This is a genomic window from Streptomyces sp. NPDC111520, from assembly GCF_055635295.1.
Genome location: NZ_JBVKBW010000009.1, coordinates 395987 through 411455 on the forward strand (window position 1 = coordinate 395987; position 15469 = coordinate 411455).

At 75.2% G+C, this 15469-nt stretch carries 9 protein-coding genes and 1 pseudogene; 3 read left to right on the forward strand and 7 right to left on the reverse strand.

Features of this window, described 5'->3' with window-relative positions; translation table 11 throughout:
• Positions 1 to 48: 48 nt before the first annotated feature.
• Positions 49 to 816 (forward strand): annotated as a pseudogene (locus ACZ7MY_RS23670) (lysylphosphatidylglycerol synthase transmembrane domain-containing protein); the annotation flags it as partial.
• A gap of 107 nt (positions 817 to 923) precedes the next feature.
• Here ACZ7MY_RS23670 and ACZ7MY_RS23675 read toward each other — a convergent pair.
• The 3 genes from ACZ7MY_RS23675 to ACZ7MY_RS23685 form a co-directional block, all read right to left on the reverse strand.
• Positions 924 to 1433: a GNAT family N-acetyltransferase gene (locus tag ACZ7MY_RS23675; RefSeq protein WP_499604447.1), complete on the reverse strand. Its 510-nt coding sequence runs from the start codon at positions 1431 to 1433 to the stop codon at positions 924 to 926.
• A gap of 90 nt (positions 1434 to 1523) precedes the next feature.
• Positions 1524 to 2975 carry an MDR family MFS transporter gene (locus ACZ7MY_RS23680; protein WP_499604450.1) on the reverse strand — a complete coding sequence of 484 codons (1452 nt, stop codon included), beginning with the start codon at positions 2973 to 2975 and terminating at the stop codon, positions 1524 to 1526.
• A gap of 142 nt (positions 2976 to 3117) precedes the next feature.
• Complete coding sequence (locus ACZ7MY_RS23685) at positions 3118 to 3894, reverse strand: enoyl-CoA hydratase-related protein (RefSeq protein WP_499604454.1); 777 nt, start codon at positions 3892 to 3894, stop codon at positions 3118 to 3120.
• Between the two features lie 133 nt (positions 3895 to 4027).
• On the opposite strand from ACZ7MY_RS23685, the gene ACZ7MY_RS23690 reads away from it, so the two are divergent.
• Entirely contained in the window at positions 4028 to 4813 is a 786-nt protein-coding gene (locus ACZ7MY_RS23690; RefSeq protein WP_499604457.1) for a tyrosine-protein phosphatase, read from the forward strand.
• A gap of 284 nt (positions 4814 to 5097) precedes the next feature.
• Here the strand turns inward: ACZ7MY_RS23690 and ACZ7MY_RS23695 are convergent, their stop codons facing one another.
• A complete protein-coding gene (locus tag ACZ7MY_RS23695) occupies positions 5098 to 6084 on the reverse strand; it encodes an NAD-dependent epimerase/dehydratase family protein (RefSeq protein WP_499604459.1) in 987 nt (328 codons plus the stop codon).
• Between the two features lie 220 nt (positions 6085 to 6304).
• On the opposite strand from ACZ7MY_RS23695, the gene ACZ7MY_RS23700 reads away from it, so the two are divergent.
• Positions 6305 to 7957 (forward strand): amidohydrolase, encoded by a 1653-nt coding sequence (locus tag ACZ7MY_RS23700; protein WP_499604461.1) that lies wholly within the window; start codon positions 6305 to 6307, stop codon positions 7955 to 7957.
• Between the two features lie 43 nt (positions 7958 to 8000).
• Here ACZ7MY_RS23700 and ACZ7MY_RS23705 read toward each other — a convergent pair whose 3' ends face one another.
• The 3 genes from ACZ7MY_RS23705 to ACZ7MY_RS23715 are packed head-to-tail and all read right to left on the reverse strand — an operon-like array spanning position 8001 to position 15089.
• Positions 8001 to 8981 carry an ATP-binding cassette domain-containing protein gene (locus tag ACZ7MY_RS23705; RefSeq protein WP_499604463.1) on the reverse strand — a complete coding sequence of 327 codons (981 nt, stop codon included), beginning with the start codon at positions 8979 to 8981 and terminating at the stop codon, positions 8001 to 8003.
• Positions 8978 to 11752 (reverse strand): hypothetical protein, encoded by a 2775-nt coding sequence (locus ACZ7MY_RS23710; RefSeq protein ID WP_499604465.1) that lies wholly within the window; start codon positions 11750 to 11752, stop codon positions 8978 to 8980. Before ACZ7MY_RS23710 ends, ACZ7MY_RS23705 begins: the two co-directional genes overlap by 4 nt.
• A 1-nt stretch (position 11753) precedes the next feature.
• Complete coding sequence (locus tag ACZ7MY_RS23715; protein ID WP_499604467.1) at positions 11754 to 15089, reverse strand: FtsX-like permease family protein; 3336 nt, start codon at positions 15087 to 15089, stop codon at positions 11754 to 11756.
• Between the last annotated feature and the right edge of the window lie 380 nt (positions 15090 to 15469).

Here is a 15469-nt window from a genome sequence, read left to right on the forward strand (position 1 = left end):
TGGGCCTGGCTGCGGCTGCTGACCGGCGCGGGCATCCTCGCCGCCCTGGTGTGGCGGCTGGGCACCGGGGCGTTCGTCGACGGCCTGCGCGTCGTCGACGGCCCCGCCGTCCTCGCCGCCCTGGCGGTCGGCCTGTTCACCACCGTGACGAGCGCCTGGCGCTGGTGCCTGGTGGCCCGGCGGCTCGGCCTGCGGCTCCCGCTGGCCCGGGCGGTGTCCGACTACTACCGGGCGTTGCTGCTCAACGCGGTCCTCCCGGCCGGCGTGCTCGGCGACGTCGACCGGGCCGTCCGCCACGGCAAGCACTCAGGCGACGTCGGCCGCGGGGTGCGCGCCGTCGTCCTGGAGCGCGTCGGCGGCCAGGTCGTCGTCCTCGTGCTCGGCGGGGCCGTCCTGCTCACCCGGCCCACCCTGGTGACGGCCATCGCCGGCGACCTCCTGCCGGGCCGCGTGGCCGCGGAGGTCACCGCGGGCGTGCTGACGGCCGTCGCGGTGCTCGGCGGATGGCTGCTGTGGCGGCGCGGCGCCCGGGGACGGCAGGCGCTCGCCACCGGCCTGGCCGACGTCCGCAGCGGGCTCCTCGCCCGCGGCACCTGGCCGGGGGTGGTCGCGCTGTCCGCGGCCGGACTCGCCGGCCACATCGCCCTGTTCGTGGTCGCGGCCCGTGTCGCCGGCTCGACGGCGCCGGTCACCACGCTCGTACCGCCGCTCGTCCTGGCGCTGCTGGTGATGGGACTGCCCGTCAACATCGGCGGCTGGGGCCCGCGCGAGGCCGCGGCGACGCTCGCCTTCGGCGTGGCCGGACTGGGCGCCGCCCAGGGCCTCGCGACCGCCGTCGTCTACGGGGTGCTCACCCTCGTCTCCAGCCTCCCCGGCATCGCCGTGCTCGCCCTCCCCGGCCTGCGCGCGCTCGCCGCCCGCTTTCAGCCCGCGGAGGACGGCGTCGTCCCGTCCCCCAGGTCGCGGACGAACCGGAGCCCTGGACGGCCGCTCAGCTCGACCGTGCCGGCCGGCACGAACCCCGTACGGGACAGCACCGTGCGCGAGCCCGCGTTGTCCAGCGTGGTGACCGCCCGCAGCGTCGCCAGCCCGTACTCCCCGGCCGCCCGGGCGCACACCTCGTGAACCGCGGTCGTGGCGAGCCCCCGGCCGGCCGCGCTCCCGGCGATCCGGTACCCCAGCTCCGCCGCCCCGTCGGCCACGTCCACCAGGTTGATCCGGCCCAGCACCTCGTCGTTCGCGCCGACCAGCACATGGAAGTGGCAGAACCCGGACTCCTGCTCGGCGAGCAGCGCCTGGTGCCGCGCGTCGAAGTGGGCGAAGTAGTCGTCGCCCCGGTCCGGTATCGACGCGGCGAAGTACGAGCGGTTCTCCCGCTCGAACTCCAGGACCGCGGCGGCGTGATCGGTTCGGAGACGTTCCAGACGAGGCATGCCCCGATGCTAGGGCCCGCACGGCGCGGGAGGACCCGGTGGGCCGCGGACCCCTGACCGGCCGGTGACGGAGCACCGGCCGGCGGGGGGTCAGGAGGCGGGCGAGGGGGCCGTGCCGGGGCGGGCGTGACGGCCGGCGCGGGGGGTCTCGACGCCCAGGGCGTCCTTGTCGGAGACGAAGAGCGCGGCGACCGCGGAGATCAGGGCCAGGCCCGTGCAGAGCAGGAAACCGGCGTGGTACGCGCCCAGGTCGGCCGTGGTGGTGCCGCCCGCCGTGACGGCCGTCGTCCCGACCGCCGTGAGCAGCGTGGCGATGAGCGCGGTACCGAAGGCACCGCCCAGTTGCCGCTGCATGTTGAACACCGTCGCGGCCCGTCCCGTGGAGGGCGCCGGGATCGTGGCGAAGGCGGCGTTCTGCGCCGACATCATCACGTGCCCGATGCAGTAGCCGAGGACGAAGAGCACCCCGCGCAGCACCCACGGCGAGGTCGCCGTCGTGAACCCGGTCATCACCGCGACGCAGACCCCCATGCCGGCCGAACCGCCCACCATGAGCCACCGCGGCCCGATCCGCCGGTACAGACGCGGGGCGACCTGCGCGGCGGCCATCACGCCCACCGCCTCCGGCCAGGTGGCCAGGCCGCTCTCGAAGGCGCTGAAGCCCAGCGCCTCCTGGAGGAACATGGGGTAGAGCCACACCGTGCCGAGGAAGACCGCGCTGAGCGGGAACATCACGACGGTGTTGGCCCGGAACAGCCGGTCCCGGAACAGCTCCAGGTCCAGCATCGGCATCGGGATCCGCCGCTCGACCAGCACCATCGCCCCGAGCGCCGCGACCCCCACGAGCAGCGGCACGAGGATGCCCGCGGTGCCCCAGCCGTCCTTGGCACCGTTGGTCAGCGCGTACAGCGCGAGCGCCAGCCCGCCGCCCGCCAGCAGGAAGCCGACGAGGTCGAAGCGCCCGGGGCGCTCCAGGCGGTAGTCCGGCAGGAAGAGCAGGCCGAAGACCACGGCCGCAGTGCCGACCGGCAGGTTGACCAGGAACACCCAGTGCCAGGACACGGCGTCGCACAGCCAGCCGCCCAGCACCGGGCCCACGGCCGGGGCGACGGCGGTCGGCACCATCAGCGCCCGCTGCGCCTTGATCCGTTCCGCCGGCGGGTACGCCCTGAAGAGCATCGTCTGGCCGACCGGCACGAGCAGACCGCCGCCGGCGCCCTGCAGGATCCGGTAGAGGGTCAGCTGTTCGAGGCTGGTGGACATCGCGCACAGCGCCGACGCCCCGGTGAAGGCGACCAGCGCGGCGAGGAACACCCGCCGGGTGCCGTAGCGGTCGGCGAGCCAGCCCGCGACGGGGATGAAGACCGCCAGGCTGACCAGGTAGCCGATGTTGACGCCGCCCAGTCCGGAGGCCGGCACGCCGAAGTCCTCCCCGATGGCCGGCACGGCGACGTTGACGATCGTGGTGTCCATGATCGCCATGAACAGCGCGGCGACGAACACCACGGCGACCGCGACGGTCGGCGGAATCCTGCGTGCCAAAAGGAAGCTCCTCGCTCGGGGCGCCTCCTGCGCGCGGCGGACCGCGTCCGGACGACACCGGTCACGGCACCAGACAAGCCCGGACTCCGGACCGCCGCACGCCGGACTCACCCGAGTGGGGTACTGCCGGTCCCCGGCGTCGTCAGCGGCCGGTCCAGCGGGGCGGCCGGCGTTCCATGAACGCGGCGACGCCCTCGTGCCGGTCCGCGGAGGCCAGCACCGTGCGGGTCGCCTCCTCGGTGGCCCGCCAGCCGAGCGCGTCGGAGCCGGACAGCCATGCGTCCATCGCCACCAGGCTCGCCTGCACCGCGACCGGGGCGTTCTCGCAGACGCGCGCGGCGAGTGCGAGCGCGCCCGCCAGCGCCCCGCCCTCCTCGGTGATCCTGTTGACGAGCCCCGCGGCCTGCGCCCGCGAGGCGTCGACGGGGTCGCCGGTGAGCACCAACTCCCGCGCCAGGTTGACGGGCAGGGCGCGCGGGCCGCGGAACAGCCCCGCGCACGTGGGCACCAGCCCGAGCCGGACCTCCGGCAGCCCGAACCGGGCGGTCGACGCGGCGACCACCAGGTCGCAGGCGAGGACCAGTTCCAGTCCGCCGCCCAGCGCGGCGCCCTCCACCGCGGCCACCAGCGGCTTGCGGCGGTGACGGCGGATCAGCCCGTACTCGCCGCCACGTTCGGTGACGTAGTCGCCGATGGCGTTCAGGTCGCTGCCGGCGCTGAAGACCCCGCCGGAGCCGGTGAGCACCCCGGCCCACAGCTCCGGGTCGTCCTCCAGGGTGTTGAACGCGGCGTCGAGCGCCTCGGCGAGGTGCCGGTCCACGGCGTTGCGCTTGTGCGCCCGGCACATCCGGACCACCAGCACGCGGCCGTGCCGCTCGGTGCGCACCAGCGGCTCCCCGGGCGGCTCGGGCTGGGCCATGGCGGCACCTCCGGTCGGTGGTCGTCCGGGGCGTCCCGGGGGTCAGCCGACGATATCCCCCGGGCCGCTGCCGCCGGTGGACCGGGGCGCCCGCGCACGGCACGATGGCCAGGGAGTGCACGAGGAGGGCGCCTTGGAGGCGACGCAGGACGGACCCACCGGTGAGACGCCGCGCTGGGTCGAACTGGCGGAGGTCGACAACATCCGCGACCTGGGCGGCCTGCCCGTTCGCGGCGGGGGCACGACCCGGCGGGGCGTCGTGTTCCGGGCGAGCACCCTCCAGGAGGCCACGGCGGGGGACGTCGAACTCCTCCTCGGCCGCTACGGGCTGCGCACCGTCCTGGACCTGCGCGGCCCCGACGAGGCCGCCCGCGAGGGGCACGGCCTGCTGGCGGACACCGCGGTACGCAGGATGAACCTGCCGGTCAGCCGGGTGCGGGCGCTGGTCACCGACGCCGTCCCCGTGACGACCGCGGACGACGGCGACGCGATCGGCTTCTACCTCGGACTGCTCGACGGCAGCGGCGAGTCGCTGGTCGCCGCGGCCCGCGTCGTCGCCGACACCGACCAGCACGCGGTCGTCTTCCACTGCGCCGTCGGCAAGGACCGCACCGGCGTCCTCGCGGCCCTCCTCCTCGACGCGGTGGGCGTGCCCGCCGCCGCCATCGCCGCGGACTACGCGCTCACCGCGCAGCGCGTCGTCCGCATCCGCGCCCGGCTGACCCGCTTCCCCTCCTACCGCGACCTCCCCGCGGTGGAGCACGCCTTCATGGCCTCCGAGCCGCGCGTCATGCGCCGCTTCCTCGCCACCCTCCACACCGCCCACGGCGGCGCGGATGCCTGGCTGCGCGAGCGCGGCCTGACGGCGGCCGAACTCACCCGCCTGCGCGAGGTCCTGGTCGCCCCGGCGACCCCCTGAGCCTGGGCTCGCACGGGGGTGGGGGGTGGGGCGGTGCCTCGCCCTGTTGGTGCCGGCTGCCCCCGCGCACCCGGAGGGCAAGTAATGCGAGGGTCGAGATGCCGTCGCATGCGTGCCTGCGCCGCGTGGTCGGGGACCGCACCGTGGGCCAAGGCCCGGGTGCCTCGGCGCGGTTCGGCGGCGCCGTTCACGCCGCGCACGCCCTGAGCGATGCCGCACGCGCGCGTGCGAGCGGCATCGCTCAGGGCCGGGCGGTTGCCGGCCCGGCCGTGCGGCCGGGGGGCTCAGAGGCCGAGGGCCTTGGCCTCCTTCGCCGGGTCGAGGCCGACCGTGGGACGGTCGGGGCGCTGGGGGGCCGTGCCGCCCAGGGAGCTGAGCCACCGCCAGGTGTCGGCGACGGTCTCGGTGACGGGGCGACAGCGCAGGCCGGTGGCCAGGGCGCGGGAGACGTCGCCGGTGTGGAGCGTGTCGTAGAGCTCGCCCGGGGGGAGCCAGACGGGCAGCTCGCTCCAGGGTTCGATGCCCGCGGCCAGCACCGTTTCGGGGTCCGTCCAGCGCAGTTCGGCGTCGGAGCCGGTCACCGCGGCGCAGGCGGCGAGGAGTTCGCCGGTGGTGGTGTGCCCGGGCGGGCTGACGAGGTTGTAGGCGCCGCCGAGGCCGGACCGCACGGCGTCCAGGACCCACGCGGCGAGGTCGCGGACGTCGATGTACTGCAGCGGCAGGTCGCGGGGGCCGGGGGCGAGCACGGGACCGCCGCGGGCGATGCGGCCCAGCCACCAGGGCAGGCGGCCGATGTTCTCGTAGGGGCCGAGGATGAGGCCGGCGCGCACGAACAGGGCGTGGTCGCCGAAGGACTCGGCCGCGGCGAGTTCACCGCCGCGCTTGGCGCGGGCGTAGTCGACGTCGGCTCCATCGCCGGGGGAGGCGTCCACCACGGGGCCGTCCTCGTCGAGGCCGGCGGCGGCCGGGTAGGTGTACACGGAGCGGCTGGAGACGTAGGCGTACGTCCGGGCGCGTCCGGCGAGGAGGCGGGCGGTCTCGCGTACGGTGGCGGGCGCGCCGGACCAGGTGTCGAGGACGGCGTCCCACTCGCCGTCCTCCAGGGCGGCGAGGCCGCCCTCGGTGCCGCGTTCGCCGAGCAGTTCGATGGCGCCGGGCGGCGCCTGGTGCCGGCCGCGGTGGAACACCGTGACCTCCCAGCCCCGCTCGAGCGCGTCCTCGACGACGGCGCGTCCCACGAACTCCGTACCACCCAGTGTCAGCAGCTTCATAGGGGTCACTGTGCCCCGTGGCGCGGCGGGGCGTCGGCGATCACGCTGTGGGCGCAATCGCGCGGGGAGTGCGGTGGGCCGCGGGCCGGCCGGTCCCGGTGGTGGCCGCGTGCGGCACGTACCTGCGACGCTCTCCCTGCCGTGCCACGCACGCGGCACCCGCGGCCACCCTGCCCGTGCCCGTGCCCCTGCCCCCGCCCCCGTCCCTGGAGCGCCCGCCATGTCCCAGTCCCCTGCCGACCTCGTCCTGACCGGCGGCCCGGTGCACACCGTCGATCCCGTCCTCGGCCGGGCCACCTCGGTGGCGGTGCGCGGCGGGCGGATCGCCGCCGTCGGTCACGACGAGGTGCGCGAGCTGATCGGGCCCGGGACCGAGGTCGTCGACCTGGCCGGGAGGATGCTGCTGCCCGGGTTCCAGGACGCCCACGTGCATCCGCTCGTCGCGGGGATCGAGTTGGGCCAGTGCCATCTGGCGGAGGTCCATGAGGCGGGGGAGTACCTGCGGCTGGTCCGTGCGTACGCCGACGAGCACCCCGGCGCCGAGTGGATCACCGGTGGCGGCTGGTCGCTGGACGCCTTCCCGGGGGGCACTCCCACCGCCGCGCTGCTGGACGGGGTCGTCCCCGACCGTCCGGTGTTCCTGCCCAATCGCGACCACCACGGGGCCTGGGTCAACTCCCGTGCGCTGGAGCTGGCGGGGATCACCCGGGACACGCCCGATCCCGCGGACGGCCGCATCGAGCGGGACGCGGACGGCAATCCCACGGGCATGCTGCAGGAGGGCGCCCTCCATCTGGTGGGGCGGCTCCTGCCGTCCGTCACGGCCGCCGAGCGGACGGCCGCGTTGCTGCGGGCCCAGCGGGTGCTGCACTCCCTGGGCGTGACGGCCTGGCAGGACGCCATCGTCGGCGACTACGCGAACATGACGGACCCGGTGTCCGCCTACCACGCGCTGGTCGCCGACGGGCTGCTCACGGCACGGGTCGTGGGCGCGCTGTGGTGGGACCGGGCCCGTGGCGCCGAGCAGATCCCGGAACTCGTGGAGCGGCGGGCCGCCGTGAGCCGGGGCCGGTTCCGTGCCACCAGCGTCAAGATCATGCAGGACGGCATCGCGGAGAACGGGACGGCCGCGCTGCTCGGTCCCTACCTCACCGCCTGCGGTTGCGCCTCCGGCAACAGCGGCATCAGTTTCGTGGATCCGGTGGCGCTGGCCGGGCACGTCACCGCACTGGACGCGCTCGGCTTCCAGGTGCACTTCCACGCGCTCGGCGACCGTGCTGTGCGTGAGGCGCTGGACGCGGTGGCGGCCGCGCGTTCGGCGAACGGGTTCCGTGACACCCGGCACCACCTGGCGCATCTGCAGGTCGTCCACCCCGATGACGTCGCCCGCTTCCGGGCGCTGGGCGCCTCGGCCACCGTCCAGGCGCTGTGGGCGGCCCACGAGCCGCAGATGGACGAGCTGACGTTGCCCTTCCTCGGGCCCGAACGGGCGGCGTGGCAGTACCCCTTCGGTGATCTGCTCCGGGGCGGCGCCACGCTGGCGGCCGGCAGTGACTGGCCGGTGAGCAGTCCCGATCCGTTGCAGGCGCTGCACGTCGCGGTCAACCGCCGTACGCCGGACGCCCCGGAGGGCACGCCGGTGTTCCTGCCGGCGCAGCGCGTCGGCCTGGCCGCGGGGATCGCGGCGTACACCGCGGGGAGCGCGTACGTGAACCACCTGGACGACACCGGGACGATCACCCCGGGGAAGCTGGCCGACCTGGTCGTCCTCGACCGGGACCCGTTCGCCGGGCCGCCGGAGGAGATCGCGGCGGCCCGGGTGCTGCAGACCTTCGTGGGCGGGGAGCGGGTCCACGCGGCCGCGGACGCGTAGCCCGGTACGCGTCGGCGCGTGGGTCCGTGGGTGCCCGGGGTGGTCAGTCCTGTTCGGGGAGGTCGGGGCGGACGGCGATGTGGTCGGGTTCGAGTTCGAGCATGACGCGGTTGCGGATGTCGAGGGCGTGGGTGAAGTCGCGGGGGAGCTGGAGGCGGCCGGAGCGGTCGACGGTGGCGTACTCGCTGGCGTGGACGGTGGTGCGGCCCTGGTCGTCGACGCTGGTGCGGCGGACGACCTCGGAGGCGGTGCGGCCGTCGCGGATGGCGACGGTGCGGTCGACGGCGGTGGCGACGGCCTGGTCGTGGGTGACGACGACGATGGTCGTGCCGAGTTGCTCGTTGGCGGTGCGGAAGGCGCCGAAGACCTGTTCGCCGGTGGCGGAGTCGAGCTGTCCGGTGGGCTCGTCGGCCAGTACCAGCGAGGGGTGGTTGGCCAGGGCGACGGCGATGGCGGTGCGCTGCTGCTCACCGCCGGACATCTGCTGGGGGCGGCGGTCGGCGGCGTAGCCGACGCCCATCATGTCGAGGAGTTCGGCGGCGCGCTTGGCGCGTTGGCCGCGGCTCTTGACGCTGCCGGCGAGGCGCATGGGCAGGACGACGTTCTGCAGGGCGGTGAGGTAGGGCAGCAGGTTGCGGGAGGTCTGCTGCCAGACAAAGCCGACGACCTCGCGCTGGTAGCGCAGGCGTGCGCGGGCGTCGAGGTCGAGCAGGTCGAACCCGGCGACCGAGGCGGCTCCGGCGGTGGGGGTGTCGAGCCCGGCCAGGATGTTGAGCAGGGTGGACTTGCCGCTGCCCGAGGCACCGACCAGGGCCATCAGTTCGCCCTGCTTCACGAGCAGGTCCAGCCCCTGGAGGGCCTGGACCTCCACGCCCTGGGCGGTGAAGATCCGCACCAGCCGGTCGCAGACGATCAGGGCGTCGTGCCCGTAGGCGGGCTCCTCCCGGCTCTCGGTGACGCGTCGTTCCAGCTCCGCCAGTGTGACGCGGCCGCGCTCGGCGGTCCCGGACGTGTCCTGACTCATGATCGTTCCCCCATCCGGAGTTCGGTTCCTTCTCCCCGTCGTCCTGTGAGCCAGGCCTGGACGGCCAGTACCGCGCAGGCCAGTACGACCAGCCCGGTGGCGGGGACCAGCAGTGACGCCGCGTCGGTGCGCAGTACGGCGCCCGACAGATCTGTGGCGGGCGTGCGGACCGTGAAGGCGAGTGCGACCAGGTCCACGCCGGGGCGTACCAGCGGCACCGTGGCCACGCTCACCAGGACACCGCCGAGGGCGCCGAGCAGGACCTGCGGGAGCATCTCCAGCACGGCCAGCCACTGCCGCCCACGGCCGGTCATGCCCATCGTGCGCAACCGGGCCAGCAGCGCCTTGCGTTGCGGCGCGTTGTGCAGCAGGGACAGCAGCAGGGCGAGCACGCTGTAGCCGGCGCCCGCGGCCACGGCGGTCAGGTACACGTGCCGGGCGCCGCTCTGGAGCGCCGACGTGGTGCCGTACGAGGCGCGTTGCTCGGGTCGCAGCGTCACCTGTGCCTTGGGTGCGGCCTTGGTCACGACGCCGCGCAGTGCCTTGGCGTCGATGCCGGTGCCCGTGACGTAGAACACGGAGGGCCCGTGGGCGGGTTCCTTGGTGGCGGGCGCGACCTTCGCCAGGGCGGCCCGTGACACGATCAGGAACTCGTGGTTGGGGGCGGCCGGGGTGGCGTCCTGGGTGGCGACGATCCTGGCCATGACCCGTCCGACGGAGGACCTGACGGTCTCCGGGTCGCCGTCGCCGTTGCCGAAGGACCGGGCGACCGCCGGGGAGGCGATGGCGGGGATGGCCTCCTGTGTCCCGGCGCGCAGTTCGCCGGCGGGGAACGAGGAGCCCAGGCCGGTGGCGGCCACGAGGCGGGCGTACGGTTCGGGGTCGACGACCAGCAGGTCGAACCTGGTGCGGCTGTTCATGATCTGCTGTCCGGGTTCGACGCGGACGCCGGTGACCTCGCGTACTCCGGGGACCTTGCGGACCCGGTCGTCGAGTCCTTGCGGCAGGGCTCCGAAGTCCTGCACGCGGGCGTCGGCGCCGACGGCTGTGACGGCGGCGCGGTCGCGTCCGGAGTCGACGCCGGCGAGTACGGATCCGCCGAAGGAGGTGACGGTGAGGGCCACGAGTACGGCCAGCAGTGGCAGGGCCGTGGTGGAGGGGGCGCGTCCGGCGCGGGCCAGGCCCAGGTGCAGCACGGCCCCGTCGAGTCGTGCGAAGGGCCGGGCGAGCAGCCGTACCGGCCAGGGGTACAGCCGCAGCAGCACCAGGGCGGCGACCATGGCGAGCAGTACCGGTGCCGCGGCGGTCAGCACGTCCGCGCCGCCGTCGGCGGTGCCGCGCTGCCGCAGGGCCACGACGGCGCCGGCGACGACGACCACGACGGCGAGTTCGGCGACGGTACGGCGCCGGGAGGGCCGCATGGCGACGATGTCCTCACGCTGGTCGGGGCGCGGCCGGCGGGCGGTGACCGCGGCCCGCAGCGGCAGGCCCACGGTGGCCAGGACGGCCACGGCGGCGGCCGACCACACGGCGAGCGCGGAGCGTTCGGCGGGCAGCAGGAGCAGGGCCAGGGCGAGGCCGGCCGCCGCGGAGGGCACGGTCACCACGGCGGTCTCGGCGAGCAGCCGGCCGGTGAGCGCGCTCATGCTGATGCCGCGGGCCCGCAGCAACGTGAACTCGGCGCGGCGGCGGGCGGCCGACAGTCCGGCGGCCATCAGCAGGACGACGGCGGCGACGGTGCCCACGCCCACGGCGGCGACCAGGATCAGGGGCTGCGCGGCGGTGCGTTCGGTGACGAAGGGGCCGAGGCGTTCGCCCAGTCCCTGCTCCTCGACGTGCAGGCCGCGCTGCTTGGCCTGCAGGCGTGCCCCGTCCGGTCCGGAGGTCAGGGCGGCGAGCCGGTCGTTCAGCGCGGGGACGTCGTGCGCGGTGAGCGCGTCGATGTCGGCGGGGTGGTGCCAGTAGGCCTCCGCGCCGTCCTGGAGGCTGAGCAGGGCGGTGGTGGCTCGTTCGTCGATGAGTGCGGAGAAGTGCCAGTAGCGGGGAGGGCTGCCACCGGGGACGGGCAGTGTGCGCGGGTTGGGCGCGCGCAGGTCGGGTTCCGCGTTCCACCAGGCGGCGTCCGGTGCCTGGGGAGCGACGATCCCGGTGACGTGGACGGTCACCTCGGATCCGACGGCGTCCTGCAGGTGGAAGGCCGAGCCGGTGCCCAGTTTCATGACCTTGGCGGTGCGGTCGGTGATGACCGCTTCGACGCTGCGGGTGTCGGTGCCCGGGTGCGGCAGACGTCCCTCGAGGAGCCGGGTGTTCGCCGCGAGGCGGGGCTGGGCCACCAGGGTGCCCTTGGGGGGGAGCGGGTTGTCCGAGGGGAAGCGGGGCAGTGCGGGGTCGGTGGCTGCCGTGTCCACGGAGCGCACGCCGTACACGGTCTGGTCGCGTTCGAGCGTCAACGGGGGCTTCACGCGGCGCTGGAAGAGGGCTTCGGTCTCCTTCAGCGACGGCGGGGTGAGCAGCCCCTCGGCGTCGAAGGGGGCGGACAGCCGTGACACCTGGAGCGACATGGTGACGCTGCGGCCCGGCAGCGGGGCCTGTGACACGGTGTCGCGCAGCGCGGCGTCCTCGTATCCGTCGACGGCCCGCGGGAGCGCGGCGGCCAGGAACGCGGTGACGAGGACCAGCGCGGCCAGGGCGAGGGTGCCGCCGGGGGCGGCGCGCAGCCGGGCGCGGATCCAGGAGACGTCACCGTTGCGCGGGGCACGGGGCTCGGCCACGTCATTCACCTCCTTGGCGCCGCAGCGCCTGGGCCGGGTCGGCGGACCGCCACGCCGTCAGCATGACGCCCAGCAGGGGCAGTACGGTGATGGTGATCATCAGCAGGGCGAGTGGACCGGACGGCAGGTGCACCCGTACGTCGGGGACGGGGCTCCGCGCGTCCGCGGTCAGGATGATCAGGGGGACGACCAGGCGGGTCAGCAGCCCGCCGAGCAGGGCGCCGACGCCCACGGCGACCAGGATGACCAGGCCCTGCTCGACGGCGATCACCCGGGCGAGCCAGCGGCGCGGGGTGCCCAGCGCCCGCAGCATCGCGAACTCCTGGGAGCGTTCGCGCAGTGCCCCGGCCGCCGCCACGATGTAGCCGAGCGCGGCCAGCACCACGGCGGTGACGACGGCGGCGGGCAGCGCGGACAGCGGCCCGGCGCCGAGCGGATCGCGTTGGAGTTCGGTGCGCTGCCGGTCGCGGACGAGGAGCGAGGTGATGTCGCCGCGGTCCTGCAGCGCGGAGGCGACGCGGGCGGTCGCGCCCGGCTCGGCCGCCAGCCACCACTCGCCGGGCACCAGGGAGCCCTGGCCGTTCCCGCTGAGGAAGGCGTTCGCCGAGTGCAGGTCGATCAGCAGCGCGCCGCCGTCGGTGCCGTCGGTCTTGGGTGTGACGGTGGGCAGAGCGCGTACGGCGGCGGTGACGCGGACCGGCACGGTGACGCCGGCCAGGGGGACCCGCACCGATTCGCCGGCCTTCGCGTTGACCGCCCGCAGGAAGGTGTCCGTGGCGACGGCCGACAGGGTGGCCGGGGCCTCGGGTTCGGAGCTCAGGATCACGGAGGCCTTGTCGTGGCCGCCCGGCACGTAGTCCTGGCGGGACATCTGCCCGGTGTCGAACTCGACGGCGAGCGGCGTGCGCGGGCTGGAGCCGGGGGATTCCGTGCCGGCGGCGACGTAGCCGTCGTAGCTCATGTAGTCGGGGTTGCCCATGGTGGCGCTCGCCTTCCACGACGAGCCCTCCGGTATCGGGACGGGCCGGGTGGTGCCGTCGGCGGACTCCGCCCGCAGGGCGGTGACGGAGAGCCGGTGGTGCTCGGTCCGCTGGGGCAGGGTCCATTCGGCCTTGACCCGGGTCAGGCGCAGCGGCCCGGCCGGGCCGGCTCCGGGGGCCCGGCCCGCCTCGGTGTCGAGGTCCGCCGCCAGGACGTGCGCTGTGCCGTCGGCGGGGACGTCGCCCACGGCGAGGGTGTAGGGGATGCCGTAGCGGTCCGTGAACGTTGCCGACATGCGGGCGGTGACGCCGCTGCCGTTCGGCCGGTCGCCGGAGTCGGAGGTCTGCGTGCGGACGGTCAGGAGGAGGCGCGCTGTGTCGCGGGGCAGGGTGAATCCGGCGTCCCGTGGGGCGGTGTCCTGCGGGCGCAGGGTGCGCAGCACCTCCCGGAACGGCCGGTCGGTGAGGTCGTCGCGCAGGCCGGTCACCTTGGAGGCGGCGGTGGTGTCCAGGGTGAGCACCGTCGCCTCGCGGCCCTGGGGGAGCGGCACGATGCCGCGGCTCGCGGGGGCCGCCGCGGCGACGCCGGGTATGTGGTCGTAGACGCCGCCCTGTCCGAACGGCGGTGTCGAGGTGCCGGTCACGCGGACGTCGGCGCCCACCGAGAAGTCCGCCTGGTCGCTCTGGGACCGCTCCCATGTGGCGCTCTCGCCGATCGCGAACATGCTGATCGACACCGCGAAGACCAGCAGCAGGGCGGGGCCCGCGCCGCGCCCGGTACGCCGCGCCAGCTGCCACCCGGCCAGCGCCGTGGGCAGGCCCGGCGAGCGGGCGGCCCGCCGCTCGCCGAGCCGGGCCACCAGCGGCAGCAGGCGCAGCGCCAGCACCGCGCCCGCCAGCAGGCACAGCGCGGGCGCCACCACCAGGACCGGGTCCACGCCCAGCGCACCGGTGGTGTCGGTGGTCAGCGCGCCGGACCCGCCGCCGCGCCGCGACAGCTGCCAGTAGCCCAGGCCGGCCACGAGCAGCAGCGCCACGTCCGCCCCCGCCTGCACGGCACCCGGCAGTGCGCCCTTGCGGGTCCGTGCCTGCCGTTCGAGGGAGTAGGTGCCGGTGCGGCGCAGCGCCGGCGAGGCCACGGCCGCGCCGCAGGCGAGCGCCGCCAGCACGCCGGCCCACCAGGCCGTGGCGTACGGCACGTCCAGCCGCACGTCCGCCCGTGCCAGGGCCCCGCGCCCGGCGAGCAGCCGCACCAGCGGGCCGGCCAGGAGCGGTGCCGCCACGGCCGCGGGCAGCGCCAGCAGCAGCGCCTCGGCGGCGGCCAGGCCGGCGATACGGCTCCGGGAACCGCCACGGGCCCGCAGCTGGGCGGTCTCCTCGGAGCGTTCGCCGGCGAGCAGGCCCGCGACGAGCATCAGCGCCAGACCGGCCAGGACGATCAGCTGCAGGACGCTGATGAGCAGGGTCGAGCGGCTGACGAGCAGGGTGCGGCCCAGGTCGTCGGCGAGCGCGGGCAGTTCGCTGCTCGCCGTCGTCTTCCCGTCCAGCTTCTTGTCGTCCAGCCGGTCCACCGTCCGGCGCACGTCCTGTCCGGCCCGGTCGAGCCGGGCGGCGGTCACGGCGGAGAAGTCCGCCCCGGCCGCCCACTGGACCTCGCCGGCCGGGACCGCGCCCGCCGTGAACGCCCGCGGGTCCACGAGCATCGGGCCGTAGGTGGTGAACGACAGTGTCCGTACCCCGCGGCCCTCCAGCGGGTCGAGCCGCCAGTACAGGGCGGCCGGGTCAGTGGGCCGGTACAGGCCGGTCAGCCGCACGCGCAGCGACGGCCCGCCGCGGCGGTCGGCGAGCGTGATCACCTCGCCCGGTGTCACACCGAGCGCCTTCGCGGCCGACTCGGGCAGCGCGACAGGCACCGGTCCCCCGGCCTCCGGCGCGTCGGGGAGGCTTCCGCCGACGACGGTCACCCGGGAGCGGTCGAACGTGGCGAGCAGGGTGAGGTCGGGGTTGTCCGACCGGGGCGCGCCCGCGGGGCGCAGGCTCTCGGGCAGTCCGTAGGCGCCCGAGCGGGTGCTGGCGGAGATCCGTACCGGCAGTCCGTCGTAGGCACCGGTGAGGGTCTTGCGCACCTGGGTGTCCAGGCGGGCGGCGTCCTGCCCCGTCACCTCGGACGTCACGTCGATCCGTGTCCTGGCCGCCGACGGCCCTTGCAGCGCGCGCCGCAGCCCCGCGTCCCCGACCGCGTCGTTGAACGCGGCCAGCGCGGTCACCGCGCAGGTGGTCAGGACGACAGACAGCAGTGCGGCGGCGAGCAGCAGCCGGTGCGCGCGCAGGCGCAGCAAGACGAAGCCCGGCACCATGCCCCCCGTTCTCGATGCCCGTAACAGTGTGTTGCGAGTGGTCGACCAGCTCACCGCGGAGCGGTGAGAGTGACACAGACTACGCCCATGTCATGACGTGATCGCACACGTGTCCCCAAGTCCGCCCAACGGCGGGGTCACGACATGCGGCCGGGCTGATCATCGCATCCCGGGGCCGCGTCCGGTACCACCGTGTGAACAGTGGCACATCGGCTTCCCCTTATGCTGACCGGCATGAATGAGGGACTGCTGGAACGGCGTGAGGGCCCGGCGGGCGACGGGGCAGCCTCCGAGGCGATGGTCGTGGTCGAGGACCTGGTGCGCACCTTCGGCGCCGGGGACACCGCGGTGCACGCCCTGGGCGGGGTGTCGTTCTCGGT